The organism is Sinosporangium album (genome assembly GCF_900100605.1).
Taxonomy (GTDB): Bacteria; Actinomycetota; Actinomycetes; order Streptosporangiales; family Streptosporangiaceae; genus Sinosporangium; species Sinosporangium album.
Map to the genome: position 1 here is coordinate 121081 of NZ_FNCN01000004.1, position 19871 is coordinate 140951.

Consider the following 19871-nt stretch of genomic DNA (forward strand, 5'->3'; position numbering starts at 1 on the left):
TTCTCATGGTCTGTGCCGAGGAGGCGCCCATGCCGCCCGTTCGATCCCCCCGGACGGGTGACCCCGACGTACTCGGGGGCTACCGCGTTACCGGACGCCTTGGCTCCGGCCGTCAGGGCACGGTGTTCACCGCCCAGGCGCCGGGCGGTGCCAAGGTGGCGGTCAAGCTGCTCCACGCGAGGTTCCGGCTCACGGATGAGGGCCGTGACAGGTTCCTCGCGGTGATGGCCCCGTTATGTAAGGTCTCCTACCCCAACGTTGCCAACCTGATCGATGTAGGGGTCGAGGATGGCCTGCCCTACCTCGTCACTGAATTCGCCGCCGGCTCTACGCTTGCCGGGCCCGTGGCGGGCCCCGCGCGGCGCCGTCTCGCCGCCGGCACCGCCCGCGCCCTCGCGGCCCTTCACGCCGAGGGGAAGGCCCATCAAGCCTTCGGCCCGGGGGAGGTGCTGCTGTCGGATGACGAGCCCCGCGTGATCGGCGTGGGGCTGGCCGAGGCGCTGGAATCGGCTGAGACCGTATTCAGCGCGGTTGTCGGCACACCGCAGTACATGTCGCCCGAGCAGGTCGCCGGTGAGGAGCCCGGCCCCGCGGCGGATGTGTTCGCCTGGGCCGGGATGATGGTCTTCTCCGCCACCGGTCGGCACCCCTTTGGCGACGGGCCGATAGAAGAGATCATGGATCGCATCGCGATCTCGGAGCCCGACCTCCCGAGGGGACTGCCCTCGATCATCGCGCAATGCTTTGACAAGTCCCCTGGGAACCGCCCCACCATGGCAGCGGTCCTCTCCGTTCTTGAAGGAGTCGGCAAGGCCCCCGCCCCGTCCGCGGAGCCGGAGACCGGAATGGCACGGTCCGACGCTCCCGCAGCGGGTGCCCCGACGGCCACGAGGAGCCGCCCCAAGGCCCCGGCGCGCGCCAGGGGTACGGCCAAGGCCAAGAGCACGGCCCGCGCCGCGGAAAGCGCCCCGGACGTTCCGAGCACAGCGGATGCCGTGGCTTCTGCTGTGCCCCCTGCGGCCGGGCTCGCCACGGGCGCCCAGGCCGCCGGGGCTCAGCCTTCAGGCAGGGCGAAAGCCGCGGCAGGCACCACGTCATCCAAGGACACCGCAGACAGCAAGCGGGGCAAATCGGCTAAGAAGACCAAGGCCGCCAGGGGCGCGGGAGCGGCATCCTCGGGCAAGGTCACCGCTGCCGGTGGCACTTCGTCGAAAGACGCCGGTTCCGCGGACAAGGCCGAGCCCGCGACACGTGTCGACGCCCCCACCGGCGGCTCCGCGAAGGGCGGCACCGCCGGCCGTACGGCCGGGGCCTCGAAGGCGAAGAGCTCGGTCACGGGGGCGTCGGCCGCAGGCCGTCCAGACGCCGGCGCCGCGGGGGGCCCGGTCGGCGCGGGGGGCGCGGCCGGCGATTCGGGCTTGGGCGGCTTGGAAACCGACGCTGCGGCGTCCGGCGCTTTGAGCACCGGTTCAGGCCTCGGCGGATCGGCCTCGGGCACTTCGGCGACCGGTTCGGGGCTCGGCGGCTCGGAGGCGGACGGTTCGGCTGTCGGCGTGAGCGGTGCCGGGTCGAGCCTGGGGCGTTCGGGTGGCTCGGCGTCGGGTGGCTCGGGATCCGGCGTTTCGGCGACCGGCTCGGGATCCGGCGGTTCGGCGACCGGCGGTTCGGCGGCCGGGGCGGGTTCGGGGCGGTCGGGTTCGGGCACCTCGGTGACCGGTGCCTCCGCCACGGGCGGCTCGGCGACCGGCGGGTCGGGCTCGGACACCGCGGCGGGCGACGACTGGGAGACCGGGGGTTCGGCCGTTGACGGGTCAAGTTTGGGCCGGTCGGGCTCGGGGCTCGGGGGTTCGGCTTCGGGTAGCTCGTGGACGGGTGCCTCCGCCGGTGCCTCCGCCACAGGGAGTTCGGCCGCGGCTGGTGCGGTCGGCGGTGCGAAGGTCGGCGGTGCGAAGGTCGGCGGTTCAGGGATCGGCTCCGGGTCGGGCGGTTCGGCGAGCAGCGGTTCCGCGAGCAGCGGCTCGGTGACCGGCGGTTCGGCGGCCGGGTCGGATTCGGGCCGGTCAGGTGCGGGCCGGTCAGGTTCGGGTCGGTCGGGTTCGGGGCTCGGTGGTTCGGGCACCTCGGTGACCGGTGCCTCCGCCGCGGGCGGCTCGGTGACCGGCGGGTCGGGCTCGGACGCCATGGCGGGCGACGGCCGAAAGACCGATGCTTCGAACGCGGGGGGTTCCGCCAAGGGCGGTTCGGGCCGTTCGGCGGCGACGGGTTCGGTGACCGGCGTCTCTCCTGGGGGCGACGTGGCGAAGGGGGGCCGGGCGGCGGAGAAGAGCGCCTCGGCCTTGCCATTCTTCGACGACGATGACCGTATCGGTGACGGCATCGGCGCCCCCACCCCGGTGACCCCGGCCGCGCGTATGAAGCCCAGGGGCCGCAGGTGGCCGCGGCGGGTCGCGGCGGGGGTCGCGGTCGCGGCGGTGGCGCTCGCCGTACCGGCGTGGCTCAGCCTGGACGACCCCGCCGCGACGCGAGCCGTGGCCTCGCCGCCTCCGGCGGCGCTGCCCTCGCGGGCGGTGTCGCCTTCCACCACGCCGGTCGGCGCGGTCGGGCTCCCGTCGGGCGGCCCCTCCGCCGGCGGCGTGCCGACCGCCGCCCCCACCGTCGTGCTGAACGCCGCACCGGGCATGGTCGCCGGCTCCGGGCCCACGGCCGCCACGCCGGGGCCGACGGCGCCGGGGGCCACGGCCAACGTGCCCGTCCCGCTCGCCGCGTCGATGCCGCCGGCGTCCACCCCCATGTCGGCCTCTGCGCCGACCTCTGCGCCGACCTCTGTCTCCACTCCCGTGCCGACCGCACTGGCGGCCCCCGCGCCCGGCGCACCCTCGCCCGGGTTCAATAGCGCCCCCGCCCCCTCGGGTACGGCATGGCTCGGGTACGGCTACCGCCTGACGTCGAAGGCGGGCGTCCGCGTGGCGGTGCCGTACGTGACCGGGAAGCGGGAACGCGTGGTGTCCGGCGGGCCGAACGGCGTCATCAAGCAGTGGGACGTCGCGACGGGCAAGACCGTGTGGTCGTCGCGTAAGCGCCACCGGGGCCCTGTCGAGGCTGTTGTGACGGCGAAGCGCGGCCGTACGCCGGTCGTGGTGAGCGCGGGCAAGGACGGCACCGTGCGCGTGTGGCGGATGTCGGACGGCAAGGCCCTGGACTCGTTCAAGCCGACCAAGGGCAAGGGGGCCGTGACGGCGGTCACGACGGTCAAGCGGAAGGGGCGCGTGGTCGTCGCCTCGGCCGTACGCGGCGGTGTGGTGCGGCTGAACGACCTGCGGACCGGCAAGGCCGTGGGTAAGCCGCTGCGCGGGCACAAGGGCGCGGTGACGTGGCTCGACTCGGGCACGGTGAAGGGCCGCGCGGTGCTGGTCTCGGGCGGCAAAGACGAGACCGTGCGCGTGTGGGATCCGGTCAAGGGCAAGCGTGTCGGCAAGTCGTTCAAGCAGCACACCCGCGCGGTGGAGTCGCTGGTCCTCACCCGGCTCGGCAAGCGGCCGGTCGTCGTCTCGGCGGGTGCCGAGCACGGCATCCGGGTGTGGGACGCCGCGACACGCAAGAGCCTGCGCAAGCCTCTCCGCGGTCCGAAGGGCTCGGTTCACGCGCTGGCGACGGTCACGGTGAACCGCAGGGCGACGCTGGTGGCGGGCAGCGCCGACGGTGTCGTCCGGGTGTGGGACCTGGCGACCGGCAAGCTGCGCGGCAAGATCGAGAAGGCTCACCGAGGGGGGATCACGTCAGTGGTCCCGATCATGGACGACCAGGGCAGGCTCTCGGTGCTCTCTGCGGGCACCGACTCGCAGCTGAGGTTCTGGCGTTTCGGTCCCATCCCGTAGCGCGTGTCCTGGAGCGCGTGTGCCTCAGCGGTGCGTGCTGGGTTCGAAGATGGCGTGGTGGGCCGCCACGCGGGCCCGCCGCACCGCGCGGTCGAGTTCGCGCAGCGCTCCGGTGCCTCCGGCGATCTGCCCGGAGGTGAGCCCGCGTTCTCCCGCCAGGCCCAGCATGACGGTGAGCCTGGCGGCGAGTACGGCGACGCGGTGCGCCCGGGGCGGGTAGCCGGGCGCGAGGGCCTCCTCGGCGCGGGCGAGCATGTCGGTCGGCGGCGCGGGCCTGGGGCCGTCCACGGCGGTGAGCACGTCGGTGGCGGTGCGCATGGCGGCCGACAGGGCCTGCTCGGCTTCGGCGATGGACGGGATGTCGGGCGCTTGGGGGCTGGCCTCCACGACGGCCCACTGGGTGCCTGAATACGATGAACCCCGGAGGTCTGGGGCCGGTACCAGGCCGACGGCGCGGCCGGGGAGCACAGCGATCACCGCTTGGCCGGCGTCGAGCGCCGACGTGTTGAAGGCGGGTGGGCCTGTGAGGCCGAGCGGGTCGCCGGGGGCGGGCAGCGCCAGGCGCAGAGCGTTCATCCCCTCGATCCGCAAATCCGCAAGAAACCCCCGAAGCGGGACATCTCTCACGACGCAGGGTCCCCCGAGCCGTTCGACCTGGTCAACGGCTTCGTCTAGACCCACGTGCCCGGTCAGCCAGGAGTTGCCCCAGCAGACCAATCCGGCCGAGATAGGTGATTCAGGGTGCACCAGTCCACGATAAACGTTGACCCTGCAATACGGTTTGCATGTGGGACTGCGAGCATGACCACGCGAGGAGGTTCGGGGATGGGCGGTCAGGTGCTTCGGCTGCAGGACGTCGCACTGCGCAAAGGCGGTGCGGTTCTCTTGCGTGGCATCGACTGGACCGTCCGCGAGGACGAGAGATGGGTGGTGATCGGCCCCAACGGCGCCGGCAAGACCACCCTGCTCCAACTCGCGGCGACGCTGCTGTTCCCCAGCGAGGGCGTTGTGGAGGTCCTCGGCGAGCGGATGGGGCAGACCGACGTCTTCGACCTGCGTCCGCGCATCGGGCTCGCCAGCGCGGTGCTGGCCGACCGGGTGCCGCCGGAGGAGAAGGTCATCGACGTGGTCCTGACGGCCTCCTACGCGATCTTCGGCCGTTGGACGGAGGAATACGACTCCCACGACGTGACCAGGGCGGTCGAGCTGATCGACCAGATGGGCTGCGCGCACCTCATCCGCCGCCAATTCGGCACGCTGTCGGAGGGCGAGCGCAAGCGCGTGCAGATCGCGCGGGCGCTGATGCCCGACCCCGAGCTGCTGCTGCTGGACGAGCCCGCCGCCGGGCTCGACCTCAGCGGCCGGGAAGACCTCGTCAGGCGCCTGTCGGCGCTGGCCCTCGACCCGAGGTCGCCCACGATGGTCATGGTCACGCACCACGTCGAGGAGGTGCCGATGGGCTTCACCCACGGCATGCTGCTGCGCCACGGCTCTGTCGTCGCCCAGGGGCCGCTCCGGCACGTGATGACCGCCGACAACCTGGCCCACACCTTCGGCATCCCGCTCGGGCTCGACCACGGCCCCGACGGCCGCTGGTACGCTCGCCCCCACCCCCAGTACTGATCTTGTACGGCTGTCGCCCTACGATCGGGCGTTAGCCGAGATCGAGGGGGCGAGGGCCCAGTGACACCGTGGGAGGCGGCTGCCGTGTTCGCGGCCGGGATCGCTGCCGGCGGGATCAACGTGGTCGTCGGGTCGGGTTCGCTGATCACCTTTCCCACACTCCTCGCGGTCGGCATCCCGCCGATCACGGCGAACATCGCCAACAACGTCGGCCTGGTGCCGGGCTCGCTCACCGGCGTGCTCGGCTATCGGTCGGAGCTCTCCGGCCAGCGCGACCGCCTGGTACGGCTCGGCGTGGCCTCGGTGGTGGGAGCGCTCATCGGCGGCGTCCTGCTCCTGCGTCTCCCGGAAAGCGCCTTCCAGGTGATCGTGCCGGTCCTGATCGCGGTGGCCTGCGTGCTGGTCGTGTTCCAGCCGCAGATCAACAGGTGGCTGATGCGCCGCAGGGAGAACGCCCACCCCCACGGAGGGCCCGTGCTGTGGGCCGCGGTGCTCGCGGCCGGGGCCTACGGCGGTTACTTCGGCGCGGCGCAGGGAGTGGTGCTGATCGGGCTGCTCGGCGCGTTTCTCGACGAGGACCTGCAGCGCGTCAACGCCGCCAAGAACATGCTGGTGCTGCTGGTGAACGGGGCGGCGGCCGTACTCTTCACCGTGGTGGCCCACGTCGACTGGGCCGCCGCCGGGCTGGTCGCGCTCGGGTCGATGGTCGGCGGCTACCTCGGGGCGAGGGTCGGGCGCAGGCTGCCCGCGCCCGTCCTGCGGGGCATCGTCGTGTGCGTCGGAGTCCTCGCCATCGTCAAACTCCTGACCGAGTGAGGGGTCAGGGGAGCGCGGGGCGCACCTGGATCATGCCGTCCTCGCTCACCCGGGTCTCGAAGGTCGGCTGGGGCGCCGTCGCGGGGCCGTGGGCCACGGAGCCGTCGGCCAGGCGGAACGTGCTGCCATGCCACGGGCATGTCACGCACACCTCCCCGTCCACCATGGAGACCTTGCCCTGGTGGAGCGGCCCGGCGAGATGTGAGCAGTGGTCGGCGAGCACGGTCACGGTCGTGCCGCGACGCATCACGAACAGGTCGATATATCCGAGGCGGCGCGTCACGGGCCGCCCGTCGGGCAGGTTCTTGATCATTCCAAGGTCGTGCCACCCGAGAGGCACCAGATGGGCCACGGACTCGGCGTGGTTGGCCCCCGCCGCCTGCCGGTAGGCCATGTGGCCGCCCAGGTAGCCGCCGACACTCGCCGCTCCCAGCCCGGCGAACGCCACCAGGCGCCCGGCGCGTTCGCGCCCGGACACGCGCAGCAGCAGGGAACCGGTGTAGAGGCTGAACGCGGTCAAATTTGCCAAAGCATGGACGAATCCCACCCGCTGTTGTTCGCGGTGGAGCGACGACCAGTCGGTGATGCCCGCCGCGGCGGTGGGGATCGCTCCACTGATGCCCGCTGCGAGCAGGGTGCGGGTCGCGCGCCTGTCGGCGCGGGCGAGATCGAGTACGGCTGTCGCCGCCCAGCACCCGAGGCTGAACGTGGCGAGGGCCGGATGCAGTGGCTTGCCGGTCGGCACGCCGTGCAGGAAATCGCGCAGGGCACCGGGGCGTAGGCGCTGCCGTACGACCTTGGCGAGCACCGAGATCGGCTGGTCCATCGCGGTGGTGTGTTCGAGCCGATCGGTGAGCTCAGCCGTCGGCACCATGCGCCTCAGAGCTCTTCGCCCTGGTCTCACAGTTTCCTTCACCTCTGCCCCCTGGAGCCTGCTCGGCGCATCCCTTCCACCGGACTAAGGATGAAACACGCACCAGGGGACCTACCCGGATGAACTCCGGAAAAATCAGATCACCCCTCGGACAGGTGGCCACGCTTGATGGAGAGCTCGATCAGCTCGGTGGCGTAGGCGCCCAGCGAGGGGGACCCGGCCTCGATGATCTTCGCGTTGCGTCTGACCTGGTCGGCCGTGATCTTGTAGAGCGCCCACGTGCCACCCTCGGTGTGATGGTTGGCGAGCAGCGGCGCGAGCCGGTCCAGAGCCTTGGCGAACTTCGCCTCGGGAGTCGCGCGGGCCTCGAACTCATCCCACAGGGCGCGGAACTTGGCGGTCTGGTCGTCCGGTAGGAGGCCGAAGATCCGGTCGGCCGCGGCGCGCTCGCGCTCGGGCTGGTGGAGCACGGCCTCCGGGTCGTAGATGAACGTGTCGCCGGCGTCGATCTCCACCAGGTCGTGGATCAGCAGCATCGCGATGACGCGCTCAAGGTCGACGCCGGGCGGGGCGTGCTCGGCGAGGACCAGCGCGAGCATGCAGAGCTGCCAGGAGTGCTCGGCGTCGTTCTCGCGGCGCGACCCGTCCATGAGCGTGTTGCGGCGGAGCACCCGCTTGAGCTTGTCGATCTCTTGGACGAAAGCCATCTGGGTGTGGAGGCGGTCCAGCAGAGGCGCGGTAGTCACCTGAGCAAGCCTAGTGGTGATCAAGTCCTTGACAAGGTTGGGCCCTGTGTCGACCGACGTCTAATACGAACGGCGGCTCACGTTCCGATGAACGAGATGTGAGCCACGGGTGACTGTTTTGGGATGAGACTGTTGCGACCGCCTCTGGGCAAGTTGTCCTATCGACGTGGTCCAGAGATGGCATGCTCAGAGAACAATGAACACACGCATCCGCCTTGTCCCCGCAACCACCGACAGCCTCCGTATCGGCAGAGTTGTGGGCGCCGCCATCACGGCCACCGCGCTCCTGACCGTCTCCTGCTCGGCTGCCGAATCCGCGGAAAGGCCTGCGATCGAGACGAAGGCGGCCACGTCCGCGCCCGCGGAGTCGCCGGAGGAGACCCGGCCCACCTCTCAGCGCAAGCCGTACACCATCGCTTTCGGTGGTGACGTGCACTTCGAGGGGCTGCTGCGGGCACGCCTCAACAACCCGCGTACGGCTTTCGGCCCCATCGCCCCTGTGCTGCGCAGGGCCGACCTCGCGGTGATCAACCTGGAGACCGCGGTTACCACGGGGGGCAGGCCGGCACCGGGCAAGCAGTACGTGTTCCGCGCGCCGCCCTCGGCCCTCACCGCGCTGAAGGCGGCCGGGGTCGACACGGCCTCGCTCGCCAACAACCACGGCATGGACTTCATGGAGAGCGGCCTCGCCGACTCGCTCGCGAACGCGAAGCGGGCGAAGTTCCCGCTGATCGGAGTGGGGAGGAACGCGGCGGAGGCGTATCGGCCGTTCCGCCGCACCGTGAACGGCAACCGGGTGGCGATCATCGCGGCCACGCAAGTGCTCGACTCGGAGTTCATTCAGGCGTGGACCGCGACCAACAGCAAGCCGGGTCTGGCCTCCGCCAAGAACGAGCCCCGCCTCCTTCACGAGGTGCGGGCCGCGCGGCGCGACTCCGACACGGTGGTCGTTTTCCTGCACTGGGGCGCCGAGCTGGTCGCATGCCCCACGGAGGTACAGCGGAGCCTGGCCCGGCGGCTGATCTCTGCGGGAGCCGACGTGATCGTCGGAGGGCACGCTCACATCCTGCTCGGGAGCGGTTACATGAGCGGGCGATACGTGAACTACGGCCTCGGAAACTTTGTCTTCTACAACTGGGGGCCCAAAACCGGCAAAACCGGGGTGCTTACCCTCACGATCAACGGCAGGAAGGTGCTGAAGGAGCAGTGGACTCCTGCGACGATCCAGGGCGGCGTGCCCGTTCCCGTGACCGGGGCGGCCGGGAGACAGGCCCTGACCTCGTGGAAGAGCCTGCGGGGATGTGCCGGGCTCAGCGCGGCGCCAGGAGATGATTCCACGCGGTAAACCGTACTAGCGGGTTAAACGTCCTAGATCACTATCATCTGGTAGTACGAGTGATTGGTAGGTATGAACTGACTGGGAACGATCCAACAGGGCAAGATATATGGAGTGTCCAGCCTGCCTTGTGAGGATCGAGAGGGACAGGAGACCACGTCGCTCCGTCGCCGTCCCACCCAGCGTCGCAGCGCCCGCCGAGTCGAGCGCATGCTCGACGCCTGCGCCGAGTTGCTTGACGAAATCGGGTATGAAGCCCTGTCAACCACCCGTATCGCCGATCGCGCGGGCGTCGCGATCGGTTCCGTCTATCAGTTCTTCCCCGACAAGAAAGCCATTGCCGAGGCGCTGACCAGGCGCAACGTGGAGTTATTCGTCACCCGAGTCGGGCGGCGCTTCCTTCTGGAGGACTATCTCAGTTGGTGGGCGGCAATTGATGCAATCATCGATGAATACGTGGATATGCATCGCTCCGTCCCCGGCTTCCGCTCACTCCACTTCAGTGATGTCGTCGAACTGAACCTGATCGACTCGTCCTCCGACAGCAACACGGTGATCGCGGGCCGACTACGCGGGCTGCTGCTCGAGGAGTACGGCATGGCCGACAGCGAGGAACTCGACCTCGCCGTGCTGGTGGCCGTCGAAGCGGGGGACGCGGTGCTCAAGTTGGCGTTCCGCAGGGACGCCGACGGCGCCCCTGAGATCGTCGAGGAGGCCAAGAAGCTCGTGCGGGGCTATCTGAGGCAGGCCCTGGAGCCCAGTAGGGCCGGTCAGCCGTCTCGCGGGTCGTAGAGCGCGTCACCCGGTCCCGCGCCGTCGTAGAACTCGACGCTCACGCCGCCGGTGGGTGGCTGGGCGCTGGGCTGATGCACGGGGGAGGGCTGCGGGGTGGCGCTCGCGACCGCCTCGGGGCTCTCGTCGAGGGGTTGATCGGGGTGGTCCTGCGGTTTTTCGTCCACTGCCGGGGTTCGTCGGTCGGCCGCCGCGAGCGGCCGGCCTTCGGTCTCGCGTTCTCTCGTGGTGATCTCGGTGAGCTCCGCCGCGCGGGGGTTCCGCTCGCGGGCTAACGGCGGAGTCTTCACCATGTCCACCCGATCGCTCTGGTCGCTCTGGTTCCCCTGGTCGACCGAGTCGGCCCGCGGTTCCGTGCGGATCGGGCATCGCGGTTTGGTGTCGCGGAGCGACGAGACGCTGCGGGTGCCGCGCGCCTGCCGGGAAAGCTGCCCGCGCAGGGCCTTCTGATCGGCTGTGAGCTGGGCTTCTAAAGCGCGCAGGTCGCGTTCGGCGCGCTCCAGCGCTTCGAGTCGTCCAGACAGATATCCCGCTGACCCCGGTATGACCGCCGCGAGAACCACAGCACACCCGACCGCGAAGGTCACCTGTTTGGACAGCCCCATCGCAGCCCCTTCCTCGGCGTCGCCCTCCACCGGTCTTGTCGCTTATGCCCGATGACTAGGAGGAACACGCACAGTGTAGGGGTTCATGTACGTAACGTTATCGAATATGTGTGATGACCACTGAGCGTATTGTCCCGGCAAAACAGCCCCTCCCTAGGTACGCTCGCGGTGTGGCGCATGTGACACGTGAGCACCTTGATCGACTGCTGGAGCAGGCCCTTTTGGCCGATGACCACGCCTCACTCGCAGGCAAACTTGACGATCTGGCGCACTCCTACGAGTCCGGCGAGGTCTCCAGAGCCGCGATCCTCGTCCTCGCGGCCGAGGAATGGCGACAGGCGGGGCAGGCCGCGCGGGCCCTCACCAGCTTCCAGAGCGCGATTGACGACGGAGGCGAGGTCATTGTCGATCCCCGGGCGGGAATCGCCGACACCCTCTTCGAACTCGACCGGCCCGACGAGGCCAGAGAGCTTATCGATGTGATCCACAGTGAAGGCCGGGTCAATCCGGCCACCGCGTTGACCGTTGCCGAGACCCTCGTGGCCTATGGCGATCTGCGCGCCGCGCACGAGTGGGCCACGCAGGGCGTACTCGGCGGCCAGGAAGGCAGTGGAGACCACAGCGCTCTACTGCGCGCGCGTTATCGAATCCGGGTCGACCTCGGCCTTCCCGAGGACGAGTTGGACGCGCTGATCACCTGACCCCCGCCGACCGCAGACAATCGCAGAGAAGCGCAGGAAGGGCCGCGATCCACATGGATCGCGGCCCTTCCTGCGCATGCCCCTGCCTCGAATGCCTCGAAGGGCCCCTCAGAGCGCCGGAGCCCGCCCACAGGGCTCCGGGCGGCGCAATGTCAGCGGAGGGCGCCCGCGGACGACTTGAGCGTGTGCACCGTGCCCTTGAGCGGGCTCGTGGCGTCCCTCAACGTGCGGGTCCCGTCCTTGCCCGTGCTCACTGTGCCCACAGCGCCCACTGTGCCCACAGCGCCCACAGCGCCCACTGCGCCCGCCGTGCCCTTGAGAGCGCGTGCCGTGTCCTTGACCGTTCCGACGGTGTCCGCGATCGGCCGCGGGTTGACCGTCACCGAGCCCGCGGACGTGGGCAGGTGAGGGAACTCGGACATCGGACCGTCGATGCTGCGGGGGAGTCGAAGACCATCCATGGTCATGAACGCCGGAGGCAGCCCGGGCGTGCCCAGTGCGGCCGCGGGCTGCACCTTGATCAGCGGAATGGCGACGCCCGGAAGAGACGGCAGGCCCGGGAAATCCGGCATGCCGGACAACCGGGTCATGGGGGAGACGGTGACCGGGCCGGTGATCCGAGCCCGCCCCGCAGGCGGAGTCGTGAGGGAATGGCTGAGCGGGGCGCCCGCCGCATCGGTGGTGTTGCGCACCTGTCCGGTCTGCACCAGACCCGGTACGCCCAGTGCCGACGCGAGCCGGGTGATCGCCATCTCGTTCTCCCCGCCGCCGTGTTCGCGCACCGACGTCCACAACCCCGTGGTGTCGTCGCAGACCTCGGCGACCACGCCGGCCGGGGTGAAGAGGCTCACCGGATTGCCGCCTACGCAGGGTCCCGCCCTGCGGGAGTCGGCGTCGGCGGTCGCGGGGCCCGTCCCGAGGTAGCCCACCCCCGCCAGAACCGCTGCGAGCGAGACGATCCCCCGGATCTTTCGTGGTGCGTTCGACATTGGCATCCCCCGATGCTGGTCGGTTATCGACGAAGGCGAAGGTAGCCAGGGGTGCCGGGGCCGGGAGGACCGGTTAACCCAATGGTGGACAACCCCTTACCCACGCGCCCTGCGCGCCGACTGGATCACCAAGGGCCACGCACTTCAGTGACCTGCGCATTGCCGTACTGAAGTGAGACCGCCGTGCGCCTGGGGCTCCTACCTCGGTGGTACTCGGGGGGCGTTCCATGGCGAAAGTCGGATCTCACGATGGAACTTCCAGCGGAGGCGCCGTCGAAGGCGCGGCACGAGCATGGTCGGCATGCGTTCGACAACCCTCCGTGGCGCACTGGCCACCTGCGTGGCGCTGCTCGCCTTCTCCGCGCCCGCGCTCGCCGCCGTGCTGAAGCCGTGCTGAAGCCGTGCTGAAGCCGTGCTGAAGCCGTGCTGAAGCCGCGCTGGACAGGACCGGGCGGGAGGGGCGGGTCGGCCCGATCGGCGGCACGGCATGGCCCCTGAGGGTGAGCTCAGGGGCCAGAGGCGGAATCAGGCTTTGCGGACGGTCAAGGTGTCGCCGGCGGCGTCGAGTTCGACGAGGACCTCGTCGCCGTCGTGGACCCCGCCGGACAGGACCTCCTTGGCCAGCTTGTCGCCGATGGCCGACTGGATGAGGCGGCGTAGGGGGCGGGCGCCGTACAGGGGGTCGTAGCCGGTCAGGGCGAGCCATTCGCGGGCGTCGGGGGTGACGGTCAGGGCGAGCCTGCGGTCGGCGAGGCGCGCGGCCAGGTGGGAGACCTGGAGATCGACGATGCGGGTCAGCTCCTCGGTGCCGAGGGCGTCGAAGAGGATCACGTCGTCGAGCCGGTTGAGGAACTCCGGTTTGAAGGACTTGCGCACGGCGTCGAGGACGGACTTGCGCTTGGCGCCGTTCTCCAGGGCGGGATCGACGAGGAACTGGGATCCGATGTTGGACGTGAGGATCAGGATGGCGTTCCGGAAGTCGACCGTGCGGCCCTGGCCGTCGGTGAGACGGCCGTCGTCGAGGACCTGGAGCAGGATGTCGAAGACCTCGTGGTGGGCCTTCTCCACCTCGTCGAGGAGGACCACGGTGTAGGGCCGGCGGCGGACCGCCTCGGTGAGCTGGCCGCCCTCCTCGTAGCCGATGTATCCGGGCGGGGCGCCGACGAGCCTGGCCACCGAGTGCTTCTCGGAGTATTCGCTCATGTCGATGCGGGTCATGGCCCGCTCGTCGTCGAACAGGAACTCCGCGAGGGCCTTGGCCAGCTCGGTCTTGCCGACGCCGGTCGGCCCGAGGAACAGGAACGAGCCGGTGGGGCGGTCGGGGTCGGCGATGCCGGCACGGGCGCGCCTGACGGCGTCCGACACGGCGCGGACGGCCTCGACCTGGCCGATGAGGCGGCTCCCGATCTCGTCTTCCATGCGCAGCAGTTTGGCGGTCTCGCCTTCGAGCAGCCTGCCCGTCGGGACGCCGGTCCACGAGGAGACGACCTCGGCGATGTCGTCGGGGCCGACCTCCTCCTTGACCATCTGCTTGAAGTCGTCCTCCACGGCGGCTGCCGTCGCCTCGGCGATCTCCTTCTCCAGGCGGGGCACATCGCCGTACATGATGCGGGAGGCCGCTTCGAAGTCGTTGTCGCGCTGGGAACGCTCGGCGGCCGACCTGGCCTCGTCGAGCTGCTTTTTGAGTTCGCCGACGCGGTTGAGCCCGGCCTTCTCACGCTCCCAGCGGGCGACGAGCGCGTTGAGCTCCTCCTGGCGGTCGGCGAGATCCTTGCGGATCTTGCTCAGGCGCTGCCGCGCGGCCTCGTCGGTCTCCTTGGCGAGGGCGAGCTCCTCCATATGCATGCGGTCGACCGAGCGCTGCAGCTCGTCGATCTCCACCGGACGCGAGTCGATCTCCATGCGCAGGCGGGAGGCGGCCTCGTCGACGAGGTCGATCGCCTTGTCGGGCAGGAACCTCGCGGTGATGTAGCGGTCGGAGAGGGCGGCGGCGGCCACCAGCGCGCCGTCGGCGATCTGCACCTGGTGGTGCGCCTCGTAGCGGCCCTTGAGGCCGCGCAGGATCGCGATGGTGTCCTCGACGGAGGGCTCGCCCACATAGACCTGCTGGAAGCGCCGCTCAAGCGCCGCGTCCTTCTCGATGCGCTCGCGGTATTCGTCGAGGGTGGTGGCGCCGATCATGCGCAGCTCGCCGCGGGCGAGCATGGGCTTGAGCATGTTGCCGGCGTCCATGGCGCCTTCGGCCGCGCCGGCGCCGACCATGGTGTGCAGCTCGTCGATGAAGGTGATGATCTGACCGTCGCTGTGCTTGATCTCGTTGAGGACGGCCTTGAGCCGCTCCTCGAACTCACCCCGGTATTTCGCGCCCGCGACCATCGCGCTCAGGTCGAGGGCGACCAGCCGCTTGCCGCGGAGGCTCTCGGGGACGTCGCCGGCGACGATGCGCTGCGCCAGCCCTTCGACCACGGCGGTCTTGCCGACGCCGGGCTCGCCGATGAGCACGGGGTTGTTCTTGGTGCGGCGCGACAGCACCTGGACGACGCGGCGGATCTCCGAATCGCGGCCGATCACCGGGTCGAGCCTGCCGGACCTGGCGCGCTCGGTGAGGTCGACGCCGTATTTCTCCAGCGCCTGATAGGTCGACTCCGGGGTCTCGCTCGTGACCCTCGCATGCCCCCTGACCTTCTCGAACGCCTCAAGCAGGGCCTCGGGGCCGGCGCCTTGGGCCTTGAGCAGCTCGGCCACCCGCCCTCCGTCGGCGGCGAGGCCCACGAGCAGGTGCTCGGTCGAGACGTATTCGTCCTCAAGCTGCTTGGCGCGGTGCCCGGCCGTGTTGACCACCGTGAGAAGCTGCCGCGAGCTGCTCGGCGCGCTGACCGTCGCCCCCCGGGCCTTCGGCAGCGCCGCCAGCGCCTCCTCCGCCTGCGCGCGCAGCGCCTTCCAATCGGCTCCGACCGCGTCGAGCAGGGGAACGGCGGTGCCCTCGCTCTGGGCGAGCAGCGCGGTGAACAGGTGGAGCGGCGACACCTCGGGGTTGCCCTCGGCCGCCGCCCTGCGGATCGCCGAGGAGACCGCCTCCTGGCTCTTCTGGGTCAGCTTGCTTTCCATGCGTGATCCCGCCTCGTTGATTCAGTGCCCCGTGGTGTTGGCGCGCCCCCGCCGTGCCGTGAGACTCCCGGCCTCGTGAATCGCCTCGTGAATCGCGTCGTGGATCAGGGGGGAAGCTCGTAGCGGATCAGCGCGCGGATCGTCGTGATCTCCGCCCGCACCTTCATGAGCTCGTCGTGCAGGCGGAGGTTTTCGCTTTCCAGTTCGAGAATGCGTTTGATGCCCGCGAGGTTGATGCCCTCCTCTTGGGAGAGGCGCTGGACCTCGCGGAGCAACACGATGTCGCGGGTGGAGTAGAGACGCCCACGGCCCGCCGTACGACCCGGGCTGACAAGGCCGAGCCGGTCATATTGCCGCAGTGTCTGAGGGTGGAGCCCGGAAAGCTGGGCCGCCACCGATATGACATAGACCGGTGTGTCGTCGGACAGGTTGAAGTAGTTGGCGTCCATCGGCTCACTCGCTTCTGGCCTGTTGGATCAGGTCGGCGCGGAGATCCGGTCCCGCGATGGCGTCACGGAACTCCTCGAGCACCGAGCGTGCCTTGTCGTCCAGCTGCTGCGGCACCGCCACTTCGACGGTGACGAGCAGATCGCCCTTGCTGCCGTCTTTGCGTGTCACCCCGCGTCCGCGCACCCGGAACGTGCGCCCGTTGGGCGTGCCTTCAGGGATGCGGAGGGTGACGGGCATCGACTTGAGAGTCGGCACCTTGATCTCGGCGCCGAGGGCCGCCTCGGTGAAGGTCACCGGGACGGTCAGGGTGAGGTTGTCGTCCGAGCGGCCGAAGACCGCGTGCGGCTTGACATGGACCTGGACGTAGAGGTCGCCGGCGGGCCCGCCGCCCTCCCCGGGAGCGCCCTTGCCCTTGAGCCGGATGCGCTGGCCGTCGGCCACCCCCGCCGGGATGCGGGCGTGGAGCGTGCGGGTGCTCTTGCCCCGGCCGCTGCCCTCGCACACCGGGCACGGGTCGTCGACGATCAGGCCCCGGCCGCGGCAGTCGCGGCAGGGCTCGGAGAAGGCGAAGTTGCCGAGGTTGCGGCTCGCGGCCCCGGTGCCCTCACAGGTCGGGCAGACCCGCGGGGTGGTGCCCGCCTTGGCCCCCGTGCCGCTGCAGGCGGAACAGGCCGACGAGCTGGTCAGCCGCAGCGAGACCGTGCTCCCCTCGGCGGCCTCGGTGAACGACAGCGTCACCTCCGACTCGATGTCCTGTCCGCGCCGCGGACGCGAGGTGGTGGTCGTGCGACCACCACCCCGGTTGAACAGCCCGCCGAAGATGTCGCCGATGCGCTCGCCGGCGCCGCCCGAGTGGCCGCTGCCGCCGAACAGGTCACCGAAGTCGAACGGGAACCCGCCGCCGCTCCCGCGCTGCGCGCCGCTCCCGGCGAAGCCGCCGAGACCCGACCCGAACAGGGTGCGCGCCTCGTCGTATTCCTTGCGGCGCTTGGCGTCGGAGAGGACGTCGTAGGCCTCCGAGACCTCTTTGAACTTGATCTCGGTCTCGGTGCTGCCCTGATTGGCGTCAGGGTGGTATTTCCGGGCGAGCTTGCGGTAGGCCTTCTTGATCTCATCGGCCGAAGCGGTCTTCGGAACACCAAGGACGGCGTAGTAGTCCTTCTCCAAGAAGTCCTTGGTGCTCATCTGCGTGTCATCCTTCGCTTGGGTGGGCGGATGTCAGTTGTCGTCGGAGAGGATGTCGCCGGAGAACCCGGGACCTTTGGAACCCGTGGATCCGGTCGACCCCGTGGACCCGGAGGCCCCGGAGCTCCCGGAGCCCTCCGCGGACCCAGCGGCCTCCGGCGCAGCCCCCGACTCGTCGGGCTCGGCCACGGCGACCCTGGCAGGCCGCAGCACGCGCTCGCCGATGCGATAACCCGGCTGGAGGATCTCCACGCAGGTCGGCTCGGTGACCTCCGCGGAGTAGCTGTGCATCAGCGCCTCGTGCACGGTCGGGTCGAAGGGGTCTCCCTTCACTCCGAACGGCGCGAGGCCGAGCTTGGTCAGCGCCCCCTCCAACGACTCGCTCACCTTGGCGAAACCGCCGGTCAACTCGCCGTGGTCACGGGCACGCCCGATGTCGTCGAGGACCGGAAGAAGCTCGGTGATCGCCCCCGCCACCGCGTGCTCGCGGACCGCGACCCGATCGCGCTCCACCCGCTTGCGGTAGTTGGAGTATTCCGCCTGAAGACGCTGGAGATCGGCTGTGCGCTCGGCGAGCTGTACGCCCAGCTCGCTGCCCGCGCCCGCCGGTGCCGCCGACGTGTCCGCCGGCTTGCCGGAGCCCTCCCGCGCCTGCCCGGTCTTCGGGTTGATCTTGCGGTTGTCGCGGATCACCGGCTCTTCTTCGGGCCCGTTCTCACGCGTGTTCACGAATATGCTCCCCTCGCCGCGAAGGTCACTTGTCCTTCTTGGGCTCGTCGTCCACGATCTCGGCCTCGACCACGTCGTCGTCGGCCTTGGCTCCGGCGCCCTGGGCCTGGCCGTCGGCGGACTGCGCCTGGCCGTCGCCCGAGCTCTGCTGCTGGGCGTAGATCGCCGAACCCATCTTCTGGCTGACGGTCGCGAGAGTCTCGGCCGCCGCGCGGATCGCCGGGACGTCGGTGCCTTCCAGGGCCTTCTTCAGGTCCGAGAGCGAGGACTCGACCTCCGCCTTGACGTCGGAGGGCACCTTGTCGTCGTTCTCCCGGAGGAACTTCTCCGTCTGGTAGGCGAGGGCGTCCGCGTTGTTGCGGACCTCGGCCTCCTCGCGGCGCTGCTTGTCCTCCTCGGCGTAGGACTCGGCCTCGCGCATCATGCGCGCGATGTCGTCCTTCTGCAGCGCCGAGCCGCCGGTGATCGTCATCGACTGCTCCTTGCCGGTGCCGAGGTCCTTGGCGGAGACGTTGACGATGCCGTTGGTGTCGATGTCGAAGGTGACCTCGATCTGCGGGATGCCGCGCGGCGCCGGGGCGATGCCGGTCAGCTCGAAGGTGGCGAGCTTCTTGTTGGCGGAGGCGATCTCGCGCTCGCCCTGGTAGACCTGGATCTGGACCGAGGGCTGGTTGTCCTCGGCGGTGGTGAAGACCTCGGAGCGCTTGGTCGGGATGGTCGTGTTGCGCTCGATGATCTTGGTGAAGATGCCGCCCTTGGTCTCGATGCCCAGCGACAGCGGGGTCACGTCGAGCAGGAGGACATCCTTGACCTCGCCCTTGAGCACACCGGCCTGGAGCGCCGCGCCGATGGCCACGACCTCGTCCGGGTTGACCGTCTTGTTGGGCTCCTTGCCGGCCGTCAGCTCCTTGACCAGCTCGGTGACGGCGGGCATGCGGGTCGAGCCGCCGACGAGCACCACGTGGTTGATGTCGGAGACCTTGATGCCGGCGTCCTTGATGACCTGGTGGAACGGGCCCTTGCACCGGTCGAGCAGGTCGGAGGTCAGCCGCTGGAACTCGGCCCTGGTGAGCTTCTCGTCCAGGTGCAGCGGGCCCTCGGAGGAGGCGGTGATGTAGGGCAGGTTGATAGAGGTCTCCGACTGGCTGGAGAGCTCGATCTTGGCCTTCTCCGCGGCCTCGCGCAGGCGCTGCAGGGCCATCTTGTCCTTGGAAAGGTCGACGCCGTGGGCGTTCTTGAAGCGGTTGACCAGCTCGTCGACGACACGCTGGTCCCAGTCGTCGCCGCCGAGGTGGTTGTCACCGCTCGTGGCCTTGACCTCGACGAACCCGTGGCCGTCCTCGTCGGAGCCGACATCGAGCAGGGAGACGTCGAAGGTGCCGCCGCCGAGGTCGAAGACCAGGACGGTCTCGTCCTTCTCCTTGTCCAGGCCGTAGGCCAGGGCGGCCGAGGTCGGCTCGTTGATGATGCGGAGCACGTTGAGGCCCGCGATCTGGCCGGCCTCCTTGGTGGCCTGGCGCTGCGCGTCGTTGAAGTAGGCAGGGACGGTGATCACGGCGTCGGTGATCTTCTCGCCGAGGTAGGACTCGGCGTCCTGCTTGAGCTTCTGCAGCACGAACGAGCTGATCTGCTGGGGCGTGAACTTCTTGCCGTCGATCTCGACGGACCAATTCGTGCCCATTTCCCGCTTGACTGAGCGGATCGTCCGGTCGACGTTGGTGACGGCCTGACGCTTGGCCACCTCACCCACGAGGACCTCGCCGTTCTTCGCGAAGGCGACCACGGACGGCGTGGTCCGGGAGCCCTGCGCGTTGGTGATGACGGTGGGCTCACCGCCCTCGAGGATCGAGACGACGGAGTTGGTCGTCCCCAGGTCGATTCCTACCGCACGTGCCATGAGTACGTCCTTGTAGTCAAAGTTGAGTCGGTCCGACTCAATATTGGGAGCGCGCCTGACGTTTGTCAAACGACTTGAGTGTATAGGGCTCAACCTTCTAGTGCGCGGCTTCATTCCCCTTCGGTCGGTCTCTCCGAGTCGTGCG

15 protein-coding genes and 1 pseudogene are annotated in these 19871 nt (G+C 69.7%); 6 read left to right on the forward strand and 10 right to left on the reverse strand.

What is annotated here, in order from left to right:
- The first annotated feature begins 29 nt into the window (after window positions 1–29).
- Complete coding sequence (locus BLQ73_RS05500) at window positions 30–3875, forward strand: serine/threonine-protein kinase (protein WP_176955287.1); 3846 nt, start codon at window positions 30–32, stop codon at window positions 3873–3875.
- A gap of 24 nt (window positions 3876–3899) precedes the next feature.
- Here BLQ73_RS05500 and BLQ73_RS05505 read toward each other — a convergent pair whose 3' ends face one another.
- Window positions 3900–4451 carry a hypothetical protein gene (locus BLQ73_RS05505; protein WP_338056596.1) on the reverse strand — a complete coding sequence of 184 codons (552 nt, stop codon included), beginning with the start codon at window positions 4449–4451 and terminating at the stop codon, window positions 3900–3902.
- Window positions 4452–4700: 249 nt separating this feature from the next.
- On the opposite strand from BLQ73_RS05505, the gene BLQ73_RS05510 reads away from it, so the two are divergent.
- Window positions 4701–5498 carry an ABC transporter ATP-binding protein gene (locus tag BLQ73_RS05510; protein ID WP_093168915.1) on the forward strand — a complete coding sequence of 266 codons (798 nt, stop codon included), beginning with the start codon at window positions 4701–4703 and terminating at the stop codon, window positions 5496–5498.
- 60 nt (window positions 5499–5558) lie between these two features.
- Window positions 5559–6314, forward strand: a complete 756-nt coding sequence (locus tag BLQ73_RS05515) for a sulfite exporter TauE/SafE family protein (RefSeq protein ID WP_093168917.1) — start codon at window positions 5559–5561, stop codon at window positions 6312–6314.
- Window positions 6315–6318: 4 nt separating this feature from the next.
- Here BLQ73_RS05515 and BLQ73_RS05520 read toward each other — a convergent pair whose 3' ends face one another.
- Complete coding sequence (locus BLQ73_RS05520) at window positions 6319–7188, reverse strand: Rieske (2Fe-2S) protein (protein WP_093168919.1); 870 nt, start codon at window positions 7186–7188, stop codon at window positions 6319–6321.
- A gap of 140 nt (window positions 7189–7328) precedes the next feature.
- Entirely contained in the window at window positions 7329–7895 is a 567-nt protein-coding gene (locus tag BLQ73_RS05525; protein WP_093169265.1) for an HD domain-containing protein, read from the reverse strand.
- Window positions 7896–8130: 235 nt separating this feature from the next.
- Between BLQ73_RS05525 and BLQ73_RS05530 the strand changes: the two genes are divergently transcribed.
- Window positions 8131–9279, forward strand: coding sequence for a CapA family protein (locus BLQ73_RS05530; RefSeq protein WP_093168921.1), 1149 nt, complete (start codon window positions 8131–8133; stop codon window positions 9277–9279).
- A gap of 105 nt (window positions 9280–9384) precedes the next feature.
- A complete protein-coding gene (locus tag BLQ73_RS05535) occupies window positions 9385–10062 on the forward strand; it encodes a TetR/AcrR family transcriptional regulator (RefSeq protein WP_245690816.1) in 678 nt (225 codons plus the stop codon).
- On the opposite strand, the gene BLQ73_RS05540 is transcribed toward BLQ73_RS05535, so the two are convergent.
- Window positions 10041–10667, reverse strand: a complete 627-nt coding sequence (locus BLQ73_RS05540; RefSeq protein ID WP_093168925.1) for a hypothetical protein — start codon at window positions 10665–10667, stop codon at window positions 10041–10043. The genes BLQ73_RS05535 and BLQ73_RS05540 overlap by 22 nt on opposite strands.
- A 170-nt stretch (window positions 10668–10837) precedes the next feature.
- Here BLQ73_RS05540 and BLQ73_RS05545 point away from each other — a divergent pair, with 170 nt between their 5' ends.
- Complete coding sequence (locus tag BLQ73_RS05545) at window positions 10838–11368, forward strand: hypothetical protein (protein WP_093168927.1); 531 nt, start codon at window positions 10838–10840, stop codon at window positions 11366–11368.
- A 152-nt stretch (window positions 11369–11520) separates the two neighbouring features.
- On the opposite strand, the gene BLQ73_RS32115 is transcribed toward BLQ73_RS05545, so the two are convergent.
- The 6 genes and pseudogenes from BLQ73_RS32115 to dnaK all read right to left on the reverse strand — a co-directional run bounded on the left by BLQ73_RS32115 (window position 11521) and on the right by dnaK (window position 19726).
- The gene (locus BLQ73_RS32115; RefSeq protein WP_176955288.1) at window positions 11521–12363 is read right to left on the reverse strand and encodes a hypothetical protein; all 843 of its coding nucleotides are present in this window, start codon (window positions 12361–12363) and stop codon (window positions 11521–11523) included.
- A gap of 519 nt (window positions 12364–12882) precedes the next feature.
- The gene (gene clpB / locus BLQ73_RS05555) at window positions 12883–15465 is read right to left on the reverse strand and encodes an ATP-dependent chaperone ClpB (protein WP_093168931.1); all 2583 of its coding nucleotides are present in this window, start codon (window positions 15463–15465) and stop codon (window positions 12883–12885) included.
- Between the two features lie 190 nt (window positions 15466–15655).
- Window positions 15656–15914 (reverse strand): annotated as a pseudogene (locus BLQ73_RS05560) (heat shock protein transcriptional repressor HspR); the annotation flags it as partial.
- A gap of 4 nt (window positions 15915–15918) precedes the next feature.
- Window positions 15919–17100, reverse strand: a complete 1182-nt coding sequence (gene dnaJ / locus BLQ73_RS05565) for a molecular chaperone DnaJ (RefSeq protein WP_093168935.1) — start codon at window positions 17098–17100, stop codon at window positions 15919–15921.
- A 33-nt stretch (window positions 17101–17133) separates the two neighbouring features.
- A complete protein-coding gene (gene grpE, locus BLQ73_RS05570) occupies window positions 17134–17835 on the reverse strand; it encodes a nucleotide exchange factor GrpE (RefSeq protein WP_420819994.1) in 702 nt (233 codons plus the stop codon).
- A gap of 19 nt (window positions 17836–17854) precedes the next feature.
- Complete coding sequence (gene dnaK / locus BLQ73_RS05575; RefSeq protein ID WP_093168939.1) at window positions 17855–19726, reverse strand: molecular chaperone DnaK; 1872 nt, start codon at window positions 19724–19726, stop codon at window positions 17855–17857.
- Between the last annotated feature and the right edge of the window lie 145 nt (window positions 19727–19871).

What these genes read in the sequence shown, in the direction of transcription:
- BLQ73_RS05500 (WP_176955287.1), top strand. Translation starts at nt 30, where the DNA reads ATGCCGCCCGTTCGATCCCCCCGGACGGGTGACCCCGACGTACTCGGG.
- BLQ73_RS05505 (WP_338056596.1), bottom strand. Translation starts at nt 4,451, where the DNA reads ATGAACGCTCTGCGCCTGGCGCTGCCCGCCCCCGGCGACCCGCTCGGC.
- BLQ73_RS05510 (WP_093168915.1), top strand. Translation starts at nt 4,701, where the DNA reads ATGGGCGGTCAGGTGCTTCGGCTGCAGGACGTCGCACTGCGCAAAGGC.
- BLQ73_RS05520 (WP_093168919.1), bottom strand. Translation starts at nt 7,188, where the DNA reads ATGGTGCCGACGGCTGAGCTCACCGATCGGCTCGAACACACCACCGCG.
- BLQ73_RS05525 (WP_093169265.1), bottom strand. Translation starts at nt 7,895, where the DNA reads ATGGCTTTCGTCCAAGAGATCGACAAGCTCAAGCGGGTGCTCCGCCGC.
- BLQ73_RS05530 (WP_093168921.1), top strand. Translation starts at nt 8,131, where the DNA reads ATGAACACACGCATCCGCCTTGTCCCCGCAACCACCGACAGCCTCCGT.
- BLQ73_RS05540 (WP_093168925.1), bottom strand. Translation starts at nt 10,667, where the DNA reads ATGGGGCTGTCCAAACAGGTGACCTTCGCGGTCGGGTGTGCTGTGGTT.
- BLQ73_RS32115 (WP_176955288.1), bottom strand. Translation starts at nt 12,363, where the DNA reads ATGCCAATGTCGAACGCACCACGAAAGATCCGGGGGATCGTCTCGCTC.
- clpB (WP_093168931.1), bottom strand. Translation starts at nt 15,465, where the DNA reads ATGGAAAGCAAGCTGACCCAGAAGAGCCAGGAGGCGGTCTCCTCGGCG.
- dnaJ (WP_093168935.1), bottom strand. Translation starts at nt 17,100, where the DNA reads ATGAGCACCAAGGACTTCTTGGAGAAGGACTACTACGCCGTCCTTGGT.
- dnaK (WP_093168939.1), bottom strand. Translation starts at nt 19,726, where the DNA reads ATGGCACGTGCGGTAGGAATCGACCTGGGGACGACCAACTCCGTCGTC.